17 protein-coding genes and 5 tRNA genes are annotated in these 16,742 nt (G+C 58.9%); 18 read left to right on the forward strand and 4 right to left on the reverse strand.

Annotation, left to right across the window (positions count from 1 at the left end; all coding sequences use genetic code 11):
- Nucleotides 1-131: 131 nt before the first annotated feature.
- Nucleotides 132-1,589 carry an aminoacyl-histidine dipeptidase gene (locus AAA069_RS08630; RefSeq protein WP_349128124.1) on the forward strand — a complete coding sequence of 486 codons (1,458 nt, stop codon included), beginning with the start codon at nt 132-134 and terminating at the stop codon, nt 1,587-1,589.
- A gap of 127 nt (nt 1,590-1,716) precedes the next feature.
- On the opposite strand, the gene AAA069_RS08635 is transcribed toward AAA069_RS08630, so the two are convergent.
- The 3 genes from AAA069_RS08635 to AAA069_RS08645 form a co-directional block, all read right to left on the reverse strand.
- The gene (locus tag AAA069_RS08635; RefSeq protein ID WP_349128125.1) at nt 1,717-3,021 is read right to left on the reverse strand and encodes a type II toxin-antitoxin system HipA family toxin; all 1,305 of its coding nucleotides are present in this window, start codon (nt 3,019-3,021) and stop codon (nt 1,717-1,719) included.
- On the reverse strand, nt 3,022-3,453 hold the full coding sequence (locus AAA069_RS08640) for a helix-turn-helix domain-containing protein (RefSeq protein ID WP_347479544.1): 432 nt from the start codon (nt 3,451-3,453) through the stop codon (nt 3,022-3,024).
- A 128-nt stretch (nt 3,454-3,581) separates the two neighbouring features.
- A complete protein-coding gene (locus AAA069_RS08645) occupies nt 3,582-4,160 on the reverse strand; it encodes a manganese efflux pump MntP family protein (RefSeq protein ID WP_349128126.1) in 579 nt (192 codons plus the stop codon).
- A 221-nt stretch (nt 4,161-4,381) separates the two neighbouring features.
- Between AAA069_RS08645 and disA the strand changes: the two genes are divergently transcribed.
- The 6 genes from disA to AAA069_RS08675 all read left to right on the forward strand — a co-directional run bounded on the left by disA (nt 4,382) and on the right by AAA069_RS08675 (nt 9,913).
- The gene (gene disA, locus AAA069_RS08650) at nt 4,382-5,449 is read left to right on the forward strand and encodes a DNA integrity scanning diadenylate cyclase DisA (protein WP_040359001.1); all 1,068 of its coding nucleotides are present in this window, start codon (nt 4,382-4,384) and stop codon (nt 5,447-5,449) included.
- Nucleotides 5,449-6,177, forward strand: a complete 729-nt coding sequence (ispD, locus tag AAA069_RS08655) for a 2-C-methyl-D-erythritol 4-phosphate cytidylyltransferase (protein WP_349128127.1) — start codon at nt 5,449-5,451, stop codon at nt 6,175-6,177. Before disA ends, ispD begins: the two co-directional genes overlap by 1 nt.
- Entirely contained in the window at nt 6,167-6,661 is a 495-nt protein-coding gene (gene ispF, locus AAA069_RS08660) for a 2-C-methyl-D-erythritol 2,4-cyclodiphosphate synthase (protein ID WP_006234975.1), read from the forward strand. Before ispD ends, ispF begins: the two co-directional genes overlap by 11 nt.
- A 3-nt stretch (nt 6,662-6,664) precedes the next feature.
- Entirely contained in the window at nt 6,665-8,131 is a 1,467-nt protein-coding gene (cysS, locus tag AAA069_RS08665; RefSeq protein ID WP_227790774.1) for a cysteine--tRNA ligase, read from the forward strand.
- 186 nt (nt 8,132-8,317) lie between these two features.
- The gene (gene rlmB, locus AAA069_RS08670) at nt 8,318-9,232 is read left to right on the forward strand and encodes a 23S rRNA (guanosine(2251)-2'-O)-methyltransferase RlmB (RefSeq protein ID WP_349128128.1); all 915 of its coding nucleotides are present in this window, start codon (nt 8,318-8,320) and stop codon (nt 9,230-9,232) included.
- Between the two features lie 3 nt (nt 9,233-9,235).
- A complete protein-coding gene (locus AAA069_RS08675; RefSeq protein ID WP_349128129.1) occupies nt 9,236-9,913 on the forward strand; it encodes an NYN domain-containing protein in 678 nt (225 codons plus the stop codon).
- A gap of 27 nt (nt 9,914-9,940) precedes the next feature.
- On the opposite strand, the gene AAA069_RS08680 is transcribed toward AAA069_RS08675, so the two are convergent.
- Nucleotides 9,941-11,281, reverse strand: a complete 1,341-nt coding sequence (locus AAA069_RS08680; protein WP_349128130.1) for a DNA-binding protein — start codon at nt 11,279-11,281, stop codon at nt 9,941-9,943.
- Between the two features lie 162 nt (nt 11,282-11,443).
- Here AAA069_RS08680 and AAA069_RS08685 point away from each other — a divergent pair.
- The 11 genes from AAA069_RS08685 to rplA all read left to right on the forward strand — a co-directional run bounded on the left by AAA069_RS08685 (nt 11,444) and on the right by rplA (nt 16,713).
- Nucleotides 11,444-11,518 (forward strand) — tRNA-Thr (locus AAA069_RS08685).
- An 813-nt stretch (nt 11,519-12,331) separates the two neighbouring features.
- A tRNA-Tyr gene (locus AAA069_RS08690) sits at nt 12,332-12,413 on the forward strand.
- A gap of 10 nt (nt 12,414-12,423) precedes the next feature.
- Nucleotides 12,424-12,499, forward strand: a tRNA-Thr gene (locus AAA069_RS08695).
- Between the two features lie 3 nt (nt 12,500-12,502).
- Nucleotides 12,503-12,579, forward strand: a tRNA-Met gene (locus AAA069_RS08700).
- A gap of 96 nt (nt 12,580-12,675) precedes the next feature.
- On the forward strand, nt 12,676-13,866 hold the full coding sequence (tuf, locus tag AAA069_RS08705; protein ID WP_035137538.1) for an elongation factor Tu: 1,191 nt from the start codon (nt 12,676-12,678) through the stop codon (nt 13,864-13,866).
- A 279-nt stretch (nt 13,867-14,145) separates the two neighbouring features.
- The gene (gene rpmG, locus AAA069_RS08710) at nt 14,146-14,295 is read left to right on the forward strand and encodes a 50S ribosomal protein L33 (RefSeq protein WP_022093895.1); all 150 of its coding nucleotides are present in this window, start codon (nt 14,146-14,148) and stop codon (nt 14,293-14,295) included.
- 13 nt (nt 14,296-14,308) lie between these two features.
- Nucleotides 14,309-14,384: transfer RNA gene (locus AAA069_RS08715), tRNA-Trp, on the forward strand.
- Nucleotides 14,385-14,460: 76 nt separating this feature from the next.
- On the forward strand, nt 14,461-14,799 hold the full coding sequence (gene secE, locus AAA069_RS08720; RefSeq protein ID WP_022093894.1) for a preprotein translocase subunit SecE: 339 nt from the start codon (nt 14,461-14,463) through the stop codon (nt 14,797-14,799).
- 3 nt (nt 14,800-14,802) lie between these two features.
- Complete coding sequence (gene nusG, locus AAA069_RS08725; protein ID WP_099432095.1) at nt 14,803-15,339, forward strand: transcription termination/antitermination protein NusG; 537 nt, start codon at nt 14,803-14,805, stop codon at nt 15,337-15,339.
- 120 nt (nt 15,340-15,459) lie between these two features.
- The gene (gene rplK, locus AAA069_RS08730; protein ID WP_022093893.1) at nt 15,460-15,888 is read left to right on the forward strand and encodes a 50S ribosomal protein L11; all 429 of its coding nucleotides are present in this window, start codon (nt 15,460-15,462) and stop codon (nt 15,886-15,888) included.
- Nucleotides 15,889-16,005: 117 nt separating this feature from the next.
- A complete protein-coding gene (rplA, locus tag AAA069_RS08735) occupies nt 16,006-16,713 on the forward strand; it encodes a 50S ribosomal protein L1 (RefSeq protein ID WP_022093892.1) in 708 nt (235 codons plus the stop codon).
- The last annotated feature ends 29 nt before the right edge of the window (nt 16,714-16,742 follow it).

The following is a 16,742-nucleotide window of genomic DNA, read 5'->3' on the forward strand; positions in this document are numbered from 1 at the left end:
TACGCTATGCGGTCCACCGTTAGCCGATGATGCGAGGGCGCTCGGCGTTTTCGACTGGTTTATGCACGTAAAGTCTGGGAATATACAAGGCGCATGTCTTATTGTCTAACCAGTTGCGCCAAGGAGGCACCATGGACTACAAGATTACCGGCTACGAGCCCGCCCAGCTGTTCCATTTCTTTGAGGAGGTCAGCGCGATCCCCCGTGGGTCTGGCAACGAGAAGGGCATCAGCGATTTTCTGGTTGCGTTTGCCAAGGAGCGTGGCCTCGATGTGTATCAGGATGAGGTCTACAACGTTATCATTCGCAAGCCCGCATCTGCCGGTGCCGAGAATGCCCCGACCGTAATGCTGCAGGGTCACATCGACATGGTGTGTGACAAGCTGGGTTCCGTCGAGCACGACTTTACGACCGACGGTATCGACTTGGTCGTCAAGGACGGTGTCCTCACCGCTAACGGCACCACTCTGGGCGCCGACAATGGTATCGCCGTCGCGCTTATGCTTACCGTGCTCAACGACGATTCGATTGCCCATCCGGCCCTCGAGTGCGTGTTCACCACCGACGAGGAGACTGGCCTGGTCGGCGCCGAGACGCTCGACAAGTCCCAGATTAGCGCCCGCACCATGATTAACCTTGACTCCGAGGAAGAGGGCGTTGCCACCGTCAGCTGTGCCGGCGGTGTCGTCGTTACCTACACCTGCCCGATCGCGCGCGAGCACAAGACCGGTAGCACCCTCACGCTCGACATCTCCGGCCTGCTGGGCGGCCACTCCGGCAGCGATATCAATCTGGAGCGCGGCAACGGCAACCTCATCATGGCCCGCATCATCGACCGCCTGATGGTCGCCGGCGAGCCCGCCATCGTCAGCTTTAACGGTGGCACCAAGGACAACGCCATCAACCGTGAGTGCAAGGCTGTTCTGGTCTACGCCGGCCATGCTGCCGCCGAGGCGGCGGCCCAGATCGCAAGGGACATCATCGCCGACGTCACTGCCGAGCTCGAGGTCTTCGACCCCGGCTTTACCTGCACCGTCGAGATTGCCGACGACGCCGAGGTCGAGGCCATGGACCAGAAGTCCGCGCTTGCCCTCATCCGCGCCCTGCGTCTTGCCCCTAACGGCGTGATTCGCCGCAACGTCGCCACCGACGGCTCCGTCGAGGTTTCCTCCAACATCGGTGTGGTTGCCACTTCTGACGACGAGGTTAAGATCATGCTGTCCCCGCGCTCCTCGATCACCTCGCTGCAGAACGAGTTCAAGGACCGTCTGCAGACGCTGGCCGATGTCCTGGGCTTCGACGCCAAGTTTGAGTTTGAGTATCCCGGCTGGAGCTATGCCGAGCATTCGCCGGTCCGCGAAGTCTTTGTCGAGAGCTATCGAGAGCTCTTTGGCTCCGAGCTGCGCATCGAGTCCATTCACGCCGGCCTTGAGTGCGGCCTGTTTGCCGAGGCCCTGCACGGCCTGGATGCCATCGCCGTGGGCCCGACGCTCTCCGATGTCCACACCCCGGACGAGAGCATGGAGCTCGCTTCTGCCGAGCGCTTCTACGAGCTGCTCATCGACGTCCTCAAGCGCCTTGCCGCGTAAAGGTTGCGCTAGCAGCAGTCCGAGTCACGTGCTAGCAGATTGCAAATGACATTACGAGAGGGGGCACCCGGTCTTTTGCGACGGGTGCCCCTCTTTTTTGTTTGAAAAATGGGAAATAGTCTGGTGTCTAGTCCATTTCTGCCCTGATGAGGTCGAGGGTGCGCTGGCAGTTTTCGCGGACGGGGCCGAGCATATGCTCGCGCAGGTCCGCCATGCCGGGCAGGTCGGCGTATTCGTCCATGACCTCTTCCATGCAAATGGGCACCTCGTAGGCGAGGTCCATCATGGTCGCAAAGCAAAACTTCTCGGATAGCCCGGCATCGGTGAGCGTCGCCTCCAGCGCGGGGTCTCCCATACCGTGGTATCGGCGGATAGCGCCTGGACCGATGCGCCCCACACGATTTTCGCCGCCAACGCTCATGGCAAGGCGCGCTTTTCGCCGCATACGTTCGTATGCTAAGCCCGATGCGACATCGTACATGGGTGCGAGCGCCGCGTTTGTGCCTTTGCCTAGGATGAGCGAGTAGTTTTTAGCGTGTGCGTCAGGCGCTCCGATAATGGCGTTATAGAACAACATATAGGTAAAAAGCACAAGATTCATGTGGTGGGGGACTGTGTTAATCAGTCGTTCTTGGATGTCTCGTGTAGTTGGTCCTCCGTCGGCGGTGTATTTCTGGGTTGGCAATACACCGAGTGCCTGGCAAAAGTCCTCCTGATGCAGCCTTTCGATATTTCCGCTGCTATTGACCATTCTGTCGTACCGTTCAACGACGAGCGCAGCTTCGTCTTCAAATGTGCAATAGGAGACGTTGGCAGTTGGAATGCCAACACGCCGAGCTGTTTTCATGCAGACGAATTCGTTTAAGGCCTGATGTTTGAACCCAACGACACCATTTTTGAAGATATGGGTAGTGGGGGATGACCCTAGACATTCGCACCATTGTCCATCATGCCAAGCTAGTGCAAATTTGCCTTGGTTGCCGCCCAGGGACCAGCTTTCGTTGGAGCCCATCCATGTCTCTCTTTCGTCATCGCGAATTGCTTTGAGCTTGTGAGCGATTTGAGAATTGGTAAGCGGGCGGTATGCCGAGACCCTGCCGCGGGCGGCGTCTAATTGATCGGCTCGACAAAACTGAACGGCCCCCGCGCAGTCAAGACCGATATGGCACAAGAGGGCGACGGGGTTGTTGGATGCAACATCATGCTCGGTGGCAATAGCGCGACGCTGCTCTTGACTGTCGGGCAAAAGGCCAAATAGGAACGGGCGGACGATGTTATGGCCATACGTGCGATTGGAAAGCGGCATTGTTAGCGATAACGGTGCTCCGCGATAGGTTGGGGCGTATGCAAAGCTGCAGAGTCCATGCTCGTCTTGCCGGAGAATGCCGGCGATTTCGCCACAAATGAGGGTCGCGAGCTCCATCTCTGCCATTTATTTCACAACCTTGCAGCCAAAGGAGAGGTTTGAAGTGCCGGAAAGGCCTTGCTCGGCTGCGATTTGGGCCAGCAAGGCACCATAGGAAGATGGCGTTCCTTGTCGAGTGGGTCGTCTGCCTACGCTTGGCTTTGGCAGGGTATTCGAGTTCGCGATAGGGAGGTTCACTATCGTTGTCGGATGTTCGGAGGGCGATGCGATGGAATCGTTATCGCTTTGCGCGAAGAGGCCTATGCCGAGTGCGTTAAAGACGGTCAGCAACTTGTCGAGTCGAATGCCGGTGGCGTCTCCTAGCTCGAGCGATGCGAGCAGGCGCTCCGAAACACCGGCCTTTTTAGCGAGGGTCGCACGGGTGATTCCCTGCGACTCGCGTGACTGGCGCACGTAGATGCCAGCTTGGCGCGGTGTGGTGATGGGAAGGGTATCCACGGCGATCTCCTAACGTGCAGACTTTTGCATATCAGTATGACATGCAAAAGTCTGCACGAAAAGACCTCATGCAAAACTCTGCATGAGGTCTTGTACGAGCGTTGAGTTTTGAGCGATTGTGTTTGGCGTTACAGCACCAAAATCCCCAGATGCTCAAGCAAGATCTTAAGCCCGATGAGGATGAGCACGACGCCACCCACGATGGTGGCGGGTTTTTCGTAGCGCGCGCCAAAGGTGTGGCCGATTGCTACGCCGGCGACGGAGAAGATAAACGTTGTGACGCCGATAAGCGATACAGCGGGAACGATGTCAACCGAGAGCGCCGCAAACGAGATACCTACGGCTAGGGCGTCAATCGAGGTGGCAATGGCAAGAATCAGGTATTCTACCAGGTCAATCTTTTCGGCATCCTTGCCGTCACCTTCATCCTCGTCCTCGGTAAAGGCCTCCCACAGCATTTTGCCGCCGATGAAGGCGAGCAGGATAAAGGCGATCCAGTGGTCGATGGGGCCGATGATGCCCATAAACTGGCTGCCAAGCGCCCATCCGATTACGGGCATGGCGGCCTGAAAACCGCCAAAGAACAGGCCAAGCACCACGGCGACCTTAAGGTTGATCTTTTTCATGCCGAGACCCTTGCAGATGGATACGGCAAAGGCGTCCATCGAAAGGCCAACGGCGAGCAACACGAGCTCTGCGAGTCCCATAGTCTGGCTCCCTCTCTGCGGGCGAGCCCGATTACGCGACTACTCCCTCATTTATATGAGACCCGATGCTACCACATGAGCAGTCAAAGGAGCCCCGTCCCAAATGAGCTACCTAAGCGGTGTTCGCTCATTCTGTAAGCATCGTATTTCGCAAGCGCCGCAGGGACAAACCGTGAGAAACTATTTAGCGTTTATGGAGCGTATACGATGGGAGCGATGCCTTGGATAAGAACGAGCTGCAAAAGCGTATGGAACAGGCCATCCGCCTGACGGCACCTGGTCAGCCGATCCGCACCGCCCTCGACATGATCATCGCCGGTCACCTGGGCGCCCTTATCTGCGTCGGCGACACCGAAAACGTGCTCGCTGCCGGTAACGACGGCTTCCCGCTCAACATTTCGTTCACCTCGAACCGTCTGTTCGAGCTCTCCAAGATGGACGGTGCCATCGTCATCGACGGCGACCTCACCCAGATCCTGCGCGCCAACTTCCACCTCAATCCCGATCCCTCGCTTGCCACGAGCGAGACGGGCATGCGTCACCGCACCGCCGCTCGCATGTCGGTGCTCACCGATGCCATCGTGATCTCGGTCTCGGCCCGTCGTGCCGTCGTCAACGTGTACGTTCACGGCAAGAGCTACGAGATCCAGCCCGTCACCACCATCATGAGCTCGGTCAACCAGCTCGTCGCCACGCTTCAGACTACCCGTCAGTCGCTCGACCGCTCCCTGCTGCGCCTGACGGCCCTCGAGCTCGACGACTACGTCACGCTCGCCGACATTACCGGTATTTTCTCGAGCTTCGAGATCATGCAGCAGGCAAAGACCGAGCTTAAGGATTGCATCGTCAAGCTGGGCAACCAGGGCAAGCTCGTGCAGATGCAGCTCGAGCAGCTCGCCGGTTCCAGCATGGATACCGAATACGACCTGATGATCCGCGACTACGCGAGCGATTCCTCCGAGGCAAACGCCGAGAAGATTCGTGCAGAGCTCGCTCGCATGACGCCTAAGGACCTGTCCGACCCGCAGCATGTGGCGGCAGTTCTGGGCTATGACGACCTGGACGAGGACTCCGTCATGACGCCGCTGGGCCTGCGCACGCTTTCGCGAGTGTCCGTCGTACGCGACGGCGTGGCCGAGAAGATCGTCGACGAGTACGGCTCGCTGCAGGAGCTCATGGACGACATCAGCGAGGATCCGGAGCGCCTGGGCGACTTTGGCGTCAACAACCCTGCCATTCTTGCGGACTCGCTGTACCGCATGAAGGGCACCAAACAGGGGAACGCATAATGGCGCCCGTATGCGCCGTGGTCGTTGCCGGTGGCAGCGGCCAGCGCTTTGGTAACCCCGGTGGCAAGCAGCTCGTTAACGTGGCGGGCCGTCCGCTCATGAGCTGGTCCATCCGCGCGTTCGATCGGAGCGATAAGGTCGGCCACATCGTCGTGGTTTGCCCTGCCGAGCGTCGTGCCGAGATGCGCCGCCTGGCCATCGACCCGTTTGACTATGACACGCCCATCAGCTTTGCCGATGCCGGCGCGACCCGCCAGGATTCCACCCGCGCCGGCGTGCACGCGGTGCCGGCGGGCTTTGAATACGTCGCCATTCACGATGGTGCTCGTCCGCTCATTACGACCGAGGCCATCGACCACGCGATCGACGTGCTTGTGGGCGACCGCGCCCTCGACGGTGTCGTGTGCGGTCAGCCCGCGATCGACACGCTCAAGATCGTTGACGGCGATAATATCGTCGAGACGCCGCCGCGTGAGCTCTACTGGGCTGCGCAGACGCCGCAGATCTTTAGCGTCGATGCTATGAAGCGCGCCCACGCTGCAGCCATTGCCGAGGGCTTTATCGGCACCGATGATTCGTCGCTGGTCGAGCGCATGGGCGGGCGCGTCCGCTGCGTCCAGAGCCCACGCGATAACCTTAAGGTGACGGTGCCCGAGGACCTGCGTCCCGTAACCGCGATTCTGCTTGGCCGCATGGCCGAGGGAGAGGACCTTCCCCATGTTCAGTAACCTGCGCATTGGCCATGGCTACGACGTTCACCGTCTGGTGGAGGGGCGTCGATGTATCATCGGCGGTGTCGACATTCCCTACGAGCGCGGCCTGCTGGGCCACTCGGATGCCGATGTGCTCGCGCACGCCTTGGCCGACGCCATTCTGGGCGCCTGCCGTGGGGGAGACATCGGCAAGCTATTCCCCGACACCGATCCCGCCTACGAGGGTGCCGATTCGATGGTGCTGCTTGCCCGCGTGATGGACTATGCGCGTGAGCTGGGCTTTGAGTTTGTCGATGCCGATTGCACCATTGCCTGCCAGCAGCCTAAGATCACCCCGCATCGCGATGCCATGCGCGCCAACCTTGCCCATGCCCTGGGCGTTGACGTCGAAAACGTGGGCGTCGCCGCCACTACGACCGAAAAGCTCGGTTGGGAAGGCCAGGGCGAGGGAATCGGCGCCTGGGCCGTCTGCCTGCTACAGAAAACCGTTAAGGAGTAACGAATGCGTATCTACAACAGCGCTACCCATAAAAAGGAAGAGTTCCAGCCCATCGAGTCCGGCAAGGTCCGCATGTACGTGTGCGGCCCCACGGTCTACGACAACATCCACATCGGCAACGCCCGTACGTTCATCAGCTTTGACGTGATTCGCCGCTGGCTCATCGCGAGCGGTTACGAGGTCACGTTCGCCCAGAACCTCACCGATGTCGACGACAAGATCATCAAGCGCGCCAACGAGCAGGGCCGTACGGCCGCCGAGGTCGCGACGGAGTTCTCCGACAAGTTCATCGGCGTCATGCGCGCCGCCAACGTGCTCGATCCCGATGTGCGCCCCCGCGCCACCAAGGAGATCGGCCCCATGATCGCCATGATCAAGACGCTTATCGAGCAGGGCCACGCTTACGCAGCCGATAACGGCGACGTGTACTTTGCCGTGCGCAGCGATCCCAACTATGGTCAGGTCTCGGGCCGCAACATCGACGACCTTATGGTTGGCGCGCGCATCGAGGAGAACGAGGACAAGAACGACCCGCTCGACTTTGCCCTGTGGAAGGCCGCCAAGCCCGGCGAGCCCAGCTGGCCGAGCCCCTGGGGCGAGGGCCGTCCCGGTTGGCACACCGAGTGCGCCGCCATGGTGCATCGCTACCTGGGCACTCCGATCGACATCCACGGCGGCGGCTCCGACCTTGCCTTCCCGCATCACGAGAACGAGTGCGCCCAGGCCACCTGCGCCTGGCACCAGGGCTTCTCCAACACCTGGATGCACACGGGCATGCTGCTGGTAGACGGCGAGAAGATGTCCAAGTCGCTCGGCAACTTCTTTACGCTGGCCGAGGTCCTCGAGCAGCACTCCGCTGCCGCCCTGCGCCTGCTGATGCTGCAGACGAGCTATCGCTCGCCGCTCGACTTTTCTTGGGAGCGCCTGGAGGGTGCCGAGAACTCGCTCACGCGTATCGCCGGTACGGTCGAGAACCTGCGTTGGGCCGCGAACCACGCGACGGCCGATGCCGACGAAGCGGCTGCCGAGGCGTTTGCCGCCAAGGCCGCCGAGACCCGCACCACCTTTAAGGAGTGCATGGATGACGACTTTAACACCGCCGGTGCCATGGGTGCTGTCTTTGGCTTTGTGACCGAGTGCAACCAGTACCTGGAGCAGGCGGGCGATGCTGCCGACAAGGCCGCTGCCCTGGCCGCCGCCGATACGCTGGTCGAGCTGCTCGATACGTTTGGCGTCGAGCTTCCCGAGCCCAAGGTCGAGCTGCCGCTGGGCCTGCTGGGCGTTGCCGCCGGCCTGGTCGCCTACACGGGCGACGACGTGGACGAGGCTGCTGCCAAGATTCTCGAGGCCCGCGCCGAGGCCCGTGCCGCCAAGAACTGGGATCTGGCCGACGCCATCCGCGACCAGCTCAAGGACCTGGGCCTGACGATTGAAGATACCGCCGCCGGCACTCGTATCAAATCTCTCTAATCCCCGCGGGTTTCCCAAGCACCCGACCTTGCCGTTCAAACCGTCGCTCGCGTACTCAAGTACGCGTCGCTCCTCTTTCACGGCAATCTCGGGCACTTGGAAAACCCGTACCGACCGCCCGAATTAATATTCATGGGCGGTCGTTTATTTTGTTTCGTTTGATAGTTGTATTTAGGAGGTCGCTTTATGGCCGACAATCGCAAGCGTGCGCCTCGTGGCGGCAAGCAGGCTGCTTCTGGCTCGCGTCCGATTCGCCGCAATGACCGCGCTGCCGCTCCCAAGGGCCAGCGCGATCGCGCCCAGGCCGCACGTCCGCAGCGCGATCGCAACCGCGACGCTGTCCAGGCTCCCAAGGGCGAGTTTATCGAAGGTCGTCGTGCTGCCGCCGAGGCGCTACGCACTGGTTTTCCCATCAAGTGCGCGCTCATTGTCGAGGGTGGAGAGCGCGATGCCGCCTTGTCGCGCCTGGTCGACGACCTCAACGCCGCGGGCGTCCGCATTAAGTATGTGCCGCGTGCGCAGCTCGACGCGCTGTCGAGCCATGGCGCTCATCAGGGCATCGCACTCGAGGTTGGCAACTTCCCCTATGCTGATGTCGCCGATATTCTCGACCGCGCAGGCGACGGTCCGGCGCTTGTCGTCGTGCTCGACCATGTGACCGACGACGGTAACTTTGGCGCCATTGTGCGCTCCGCCGAGGTCGTGGGCGCGGCCGGCGTCGTCATCGCCAACAAGCGTGCCGCCGGCGTGACCGTGGGCAGCTACAAGACCTCGGCCGGTGCTGTCATGCATCTGCCTATCGCGCAGGTTCCCAATATTGCCCGTGCACTCGATGACCTCAAGGCCGCTGGTTTTTGGGTGGGCGGCGCCTCCGAGCACGCCGAGGGCAGCTGCTGGGATGCTCCCTTCGAGGGCCGCGTGGCGCTCGTCATGGGCTCCGAGGGCGACGGCATCTCGCGCCTGGTGCTCGAGAAATGCGACTTTTTGACCAAGCTTCCCCAGCGCGGCATGACCGAGAGCCTCAATGTTGCCCAGGCGACCACGGCGCTGTGCTTTGAGTGGCTGCGCTGCAACGTCGGCGAGCTCATGGGGGAGGAGTAGCGCATGTCCAAAAAGAACCGTGCCAAGTCCAAGGCCAAGCGCTTTGGCGAGGGCTCGGCCAAGCCGATTGTTTCGGCCGCGACCTACGGCGTGGGCGGCAATGCGTTTGCGCAGGCCATCGCCGACCCGGTCTCGACGGTGCACTCCAATAAGCCCGAGCTGCTGGTGGTCGACGGCTACAACGTGATCCACTGCACGCCGCGCTACGAAAAGCTCGTGTACGACCATTCAGACGATCCGTATTCCAGCGACGTTCACGATATGGCACGCACCGCCCTCATCAACGACGTCGCCGCCTTTGCCCAGGGCCGCTACGAGGCCGTGATCGTGTTCGACGGCGCGGGCAATATCTCCAACGAGCGCCCCAACCTGCCGGCCCGCGGCGTGCGCATCGAGTTTTCGCCGACGGGCGTTTCTGCCGATACCGTGGTGCAAAAGCTCTGCATCGAGGCGCGCGAGGAAGGCCGCGCGTGCTCCGTGGTATCGAGCGACGGCACGATCCAGGCCGTCGTCATGGGCAAGGGCGTCACGCGCATCTCGAGCCGTATGCTGGTGGACGAGATCAAACAGATCGACAACGACGTGCACGAGGCCGAGGAGGCCCCGCAGATCAAGATGACCCTGGGCAGCCGTCTAAGCCCCGAGGCCATGGCCAAGCTCAAAGCTCTGCGCGGGAGGTAGGGGAGTTGGCGGGGCGATGCTGTCTCGCTAACTCCATTCAGCGATGTCGATCATTCTTTCGAGGCGCCATGTTAGCGCCTCTTTTAGATAAGGCAGTCTCGCTGTAAGAGCGTCGTTTTTGGATAGGATTTCGATTGCCTCGTCAACGAAACCCTCGAGTTTGTCGCCGTCAAACCAGCCCATGTCCTCGACGAGCAACATTTGTTTGGCGGGGCTTGAATGAAATTGTGCGCTGGTAAAACTGTGCTCTCCCGCCCTAAGCTCCTCTAGTGATATGTTGCACCAGAGTGATGAGCCCGAATCGAAGATAGGGGCAGGTCTGCAGGCTAGCGTGTTTACGTTTCGCACAAGGCCAAAGTTACGCCAATGACGATCGTAGTTGGCGATGATGTCGTCGCACACGATCATGCGGTCAAGGGCGTCTTTTATATCCGTCGCTCCAAGCTCCTCGCAGTTTGCTACATACCGTTCGTAATCGGTTAGTCGCTTGTCTGCATTTGCATGCTGGTTTACATAGAACGCAGGGACATACTCTTCTTCATCAGTTAAGAAGACATCGCATATGCTCAGGGCGGAAGTGCCCGTGCCCTCGAGCGAGTAAGGCACATAATCGCAAGCGTTTAGGATGCGACGGTGAAGTGCAGTCGCCACCAGCTCGTTATAAGGTTCCTGGTTTAGATGTGCACCTGCCTTGTGGAGGATTCGACGGTCATCCTCGCATGTCCAGTACTTTTGAAGATTGCCGTCCGAGGTGTTATCGGGCTTTGCGGCAGCTGCCTTGCCCTCTGGGGCGAAGGGCGCGATGCTGAGAGAGACGTCGTCAAAAGCATTATTGAAGAAATTGATATCTTCCCACGCGAGACCGGAGTCTTGGGGCCTGATCCAATACTGGTCGGATAAGGAGAGACCAAGATTTCGCTGTACGAGTTCATCGGGAACATCGACTGCGGCTTCTGCAAGCAGGGAGGCTAGCCCAATGCGTGCGAGCGGGATACCGCGGCCGCGCCACCAGATGCGGAAGGAGTCGAGCGATATGGGGCTATTAGGGCCAAATACTCCAATAGGGGCGTGGGCGTAATCGACGTCGGCGCCGATGTGGGTGAAGTCTTTTCGCGATGTGCTGTAGACCAGCTGAGCGACTTCGTACGTGCGGTTCATGAGGGTGAACGCGATCTCGCTCTTACCGTGGCCGCGGCGGGGGCGTCCCCCCGTTTTGGTCACAGAGCGGAGTCGCGTGTCGACGCTGTCTTTGTCGATGAGCCATACACCAGAAGCCTTGCGGGCCTCAAGTGCTTCGTTTTTTATGAGCTCCTGCACCCTGCGCGGAGTGATGCCGAGCAGCTCGGCGGCTTCTTTGGTAGTAAGCATCGCGAAACCCTTCGCCAGAACGAATAGTTTTATATATAGCAATTGTAATTAAAACTATTCGTTCTGACGAATGGTTTTGAGATGTGGTCGGGTGAAGGGCCTGTTGCGCCTCGTCGGCAATTCCTTTATTCTTAATTGGCTTCGCGCGAAAGCGCCAAGTGTGCCAGTGTGGCGCAACGGTAGCGCAACTGATTTGTAATCAGTGGGTTGCAGGTTCGATTCCTGTCACTGGCTCCATGAGAGTTTCGGGCTCTGTTCCCTTGTGGGACAGGGCCCGTTTCTATTTATGTCTATAAGTCAGCGGGTGTGGTGCCAACCAAGCTTCAGGTTTGTCTCAATCTGTAACACGAGTGGGCTGAAGACCCTCCTTATAGTTACAGATCGAAACATTGCCAAGGGAAGGCCGATAACATCTCGATCCGTAACACGAAGAGGCTGAAAACCGTTCTTACTGTTACAGAATGAGACGTAAGCGGGGGTTTCTGCGAAACATCTCGATCTGTAACAGATAGGGGAGGAATAACCCTCTTACTGTTACAGGTCGAGACATAGGCCGGGGCGAGGTTGGCCATCGTCATCGAGCGTGGATTATCGGACACACGAGCGTGGAAAATCTTCCGCCTAGTGAATGAGCGTGGATAATCTGCCACTTTGGATTCGATGGCACGGCAAAGTGGGAGATTATCCACGCTCGATTTCAAACGGAAGAAAATCCACGCTCGATTTTGCCTGGGAAGAGCAATCTTCTGTCTGGGCAGCCCCGATCTCGACCTATATATAGGTGCAAATAAGCTGGTATCGAAGTTCGATACTGAAGGTGTACTCCACTACAGCAAAGTGTTACCTTGGGAAACGTCACCTCAGTATCCAAAACCACTGTCCTTCATATCCAAACTCAGTAAAACCGCAGGTCAAAGATATATAGATACGCCCGGGGCCGTGTATCTAGAGGTTTTCGTTGACAGCCCCCAAGGTGGCATCGTATTATCTTCTTCGTTCGCGGGGGCGGCGGTCCAAAAGACCAAAGGACCTGCGGATACTTGAACGATTGGGAGTTTGCCCGAGTGGTTAATGGGGACGGGCTGTAAACCCGTTGGCTCTGCCTACATAGGTTCGAATCCTATAGCTCCCACCCGTCAAGTGCCTGTATAGCTCAGTCGGTAGAGCACTTCGTTGGTAACGAAGAGGTCACCAGTTCAAGTCTGGTTGCAGGCTCCATCCGGCGGTGTAGCTCAGTTGGTTAGAGCACACGGTTCATACCCGTGGCGTCACTGGTTCGAATCCAGTCACCGCTACCATAGGTAACACGGTGGCTTCTCAATAGTATGTTGAGAGGCCACTATGGTATAAAGGCAAAGTCCCGTCCGGGGACGACCTGTTTAGAGGAGGGCTTTATGGCCAAAGAGAAGTTTGAGCGCACTAAGCCGCATGTTAACATCGGCACCATTGGTCACGTCGACCACGGCAAGACCACGCTGACCGCTGCCATCACCAAGGTTCTCTCCGAGACCGAGGGCTGCAAGGCTGACTTCACTGCGTTCGAGAACATCGACAAGGCTCCGGAGGAGCGCGAGCGCGGCATCACGATCTCCGTCTCCCACGTCGAGTACGAGACTGCTGCCCGTCACTACGCTCACGTTGACTGCCCGGGCCACGCTGACTACGTCAAGAACATGATCTCCGGCGCTGCTCAGATGGACGGCGCTATCCTGGTCATCGCTGCTACCGACGGCCCCATGGCTCAGACCCGCGAGCACATCCTGCTCGCCCGTCAGGTCGGCGTTCCCTACATCGTCGTCTTCCTGAACAAGTGCGACATGGTCGACGATGACGAGCTCATCGACCTCGTCGAGATGGAGACCCGTGAGCTCCTCTCCGAGTACGATTTCCCCGGCGACGACATCCCCGTCATCCGTGGCTCCGCTCTGGGCGCTCTCGAGGGCGACGCCAAGTGGATGGACGCCATCCGCGAGCTCATGAAGGCTGTCGACGAGTACATCCCGACGCCTGCTCGTAACAACGACCTCCCGTTCCTGATGGCCGTTGAGGACGTTATGACCATCTCCGGCCGTGGTACCGTTGCTACCGGCCGTGTCGAGCGCGGTGAGCTCAAGCTCAACGAGCCCGTCGAGATCGTCGGCATCAAGGATACCCAGAACACTGTCGTTACCGGTATCGAGATGTTCCGTAAGTCCATGGACTTCTGCGAGGCTGGCGACAACGTCGGTCTGCTGCTCCGCGGCATCAAGCGTGAGGACATCGAGCGCGGCCAGGTTCTCTGCAAGCCCGGTTCGGTTACCCCGCACACCAAGTTCACCGGCGAGATCTACGTTCTGACCAAGGAGGAGGGCGGCCGTCACACCCCGTTCTTCGATGGTTATCGTCCTCAGTTCTACTTCCGTACCACCGACGTTACCGGTACGGTCAAGCTCCCCGAGGGCACCGAGATGGCTATGCCTGGTGACCACATCACCATCGAGGGCGACCTCATCCACCCGATCGCCATGGAGGAGGGCCTGCGCTTCGCTATCCGCGAGGGTGGCCACACCGTCGGTTCGGGCATCGTCTCCACGATCATTGAGTAAATTAGCTCTTTGATATAGCTGACTTAGAGAACCCGGCACTTATATGGGTGCCGGGTTCTTTTCTGCAATGGATATTGAGCCGTTGCTGGTGTCGAGAGGATCGATAATGGTCCTGGATGCACCGTCGATTAGCTCTCGATGGCTTCATTGATGTGTTCCAAATATGAATGGATCCACCGAGAACCAATTGACTCGAGGTTTTCATTGACAGCACTTACGTGGAGCTGATAAAGTAACAACTCGTGCCCGTACGGGGCGGAAATGAAAGGTTCAGGATACATGCGTACTCTAGTTACTCTTGCGTGCACTGAGTGCAAGCGCCGCAACTATACGACCACCAAGAACAAGTCGACCATGCCTGATCGTATGGAGATCAAGAAGTATTGCCCCTGGTGCCGTCACCACACGCTGCACAAAGAGACTCGCTAGTCTCTAGTCACATACGCCAGTAGTTCAATTGGTAGAGCATCGGTCTCCAAAACCGAGTGTTGAGGGTTCGAGTCCTTCCTGGCGTGCCAGTCATTATTCCGTAAGCTCCCACTTGGGGGCTTACGGTTTACTCATGTATAAGCGCATTGCGCGGAGGTAACCCAAATGGCCAACAAGAAGAACAAGAAGAAGGCTCAGCAGCCGGCACCTGCCAACAGCGCTGCCGCCAACTCCAAGGTTGAGGCCAAGAAGGCCGTTGCCAAGAAGAACGAGAAGGCTGCGAAGTCCAAGAAGAACGAGAAGCCTGGTTTCTTCGCCCGCACCAAGAAGTATTTCGCTTCGGTCAAGTCCGAGATGAAGCGTGTCACGTGGCCCGATAAGAAGGAACTCGTGAACTACTCGGTCGTCGTTTGCGCTTCTCTGGTCGTCGTCGGCGTCGTCATCGCTCTGCTCGATGCTGGCTTTGGCGAGGCTCTTGCTCTGTTCTCTGGATTGAGGGGCTAAACCATGTCTAAGCGTTGGTACGTCGTTCACACTTACTCTGGATACGAGAACCGCGTTAAGTCCGATCTCGAGCATCGCATCGAGACTATGGGCATGCAGGACCGTATCTTTGATATCGAGATTCCTATGGAGCGCGTCACCGAGATTAAAGAGGGTGGCAAGCGTGAGACCAAGGATTCCAAGATCTTCCCGGGTTATGTCCTGGTCCGCATGGAGATGGATGACGATGCTTGGACGTGTGTTCGTAACACGCCTGGCGTCACCGGTTTCCTAGGCGGCAACGGCAAGCCCGCTCCGCTTTCCCGCGACGAGTACAACAAGATGACTCGTCGTCCCGGTAAGGGCGATTCGCCCAAGCGCACCTCGGTTGATATTGAGGTCGGTACGTCCGTCCGCGTCACCGATGGCCCGCTTACCGACTTTGATGGCAAGGTCTCCGAGGTTAACACCGAGGCTGGCAAGCTCAAGGTCACGCTGATGATCTTTGGCCGCGAGACGCCGGTCGAGCTCGACTTTAACCAGGTCGCTGTCATCGCTTAAGTTTTCGTCCGTTCGCGCGAGCGTGCTTCTTCTGTGACTGCTCATCTCAGGAGTGCTTCTAACACGTGCGTGCTTACGATATAGCAAGTACTTCACACTCGTGATTCGAAAGGAATGACCATGGCTGAGAAGAAGGTTGCCAACGTCATTAAGCTCCAGATTCCTGCTGGTGCAGCAAACCCCGCTCCTCCCGTCGGCCCCGCCCTGGGCGCTGCTGGCGTGAACATCATGCAGTTCTGCCAGGCCTTTAACGCCGAGACGCAGGACAAGAAGGGTGACATCATCCCCGTTGAGATCTCTGTCTACGAGGACAAGTCCTTCTCCTTCATCACCAAGACCCCGCCGGCGGCTCACCTTATCAAGAAGGAGCTGAACCTCAAGTCTGGTTCCGCTAAGCCCCAGGCTGACAAGGTTGGTCAGCTCTCCCAGGAGCAGCTCACCAAGATCGCCGAGATCAAGATGCCGGACCTCAATGCCAACGACATTGACGCCGCCAAGAAGATCATCGCCGGTACCGCCCGTTCCATGGGCGTCACCATCGCTGAGTAGCGATTTCTTATGGTAACGACGGGTGCTCCGACCGGGGCGCCCGTTAAATGTGTGCAATAGGGCACACGATACGATGTGGGAGGGCTCACGCCCGTTTAACCACAGGAGGTAATGCACATGGCTAAGCATGGTAAGAGCTATAACGCCGCTGCCGAGAAGATCGACCGCGCCACGCTCTACACCCCCCTTCAGGCTGCCAAGCTCATCAAGGAGCTCGACACCGCCAAGTTCGACGAGACCGTCGAGGCCCACTTCCGTCTGGGCATCGATACTCGTAAGGCTGACCAGAACATCCGTGGTTCCATCTCCCTGCCCCACGGCACCGGCAAGACCGTTCGTGTTGCCGTCTTCGCCGAGGGCGAGAAGGCCCGCGAGGCCGAGGCTGCCGGCGCCGATATCATCGGTTCCGACGAGCTCGTCGCCCAGATTCAGAAGGGCGAGATCAACTTCGACGCCGCTATCGCTACGCCGAACATGATGGCCAAGGTTGGCCGCATCGGTAAGATCCTTGGTCCCCGTGGCCTCATGCCGAACCCCAAGCTCGGCACCGTGACCATGGACGTCGCCAAGATGGTCTCCGAGCTCAAGGCTGGCCGCGTTGAGTACCGCGCCGACCGCTACGGCATCTGCCACGTGCCCCTGGGCAAGAAGTCCTTCTCTGAGCAGCAGCTCGTCGAGAACTACGCTGCCCTGTACACCGAGATTCTGCGCGTCAAGCCCTCTTCTGCTAAGGGCAAGTACGTCAAGTCCATCTCCGTGTCTTCCACCATGGGCCCTGGCGTCAAGGTTGATCCCGCTGTCCAGCGTGACTTCCTGGCTGAGTAACTGCTAGTTACTGCCTGAGTACAGCAAGC

It is taken from the genome of Collinsella sp. CLA-SR-H006 (assembly GCF_040097075.1).
GTDB lineage: Bacteria > Actinomycetota > Coriobacteriia > Coriobacteriales > Coriobacteriaceae > Collinsella.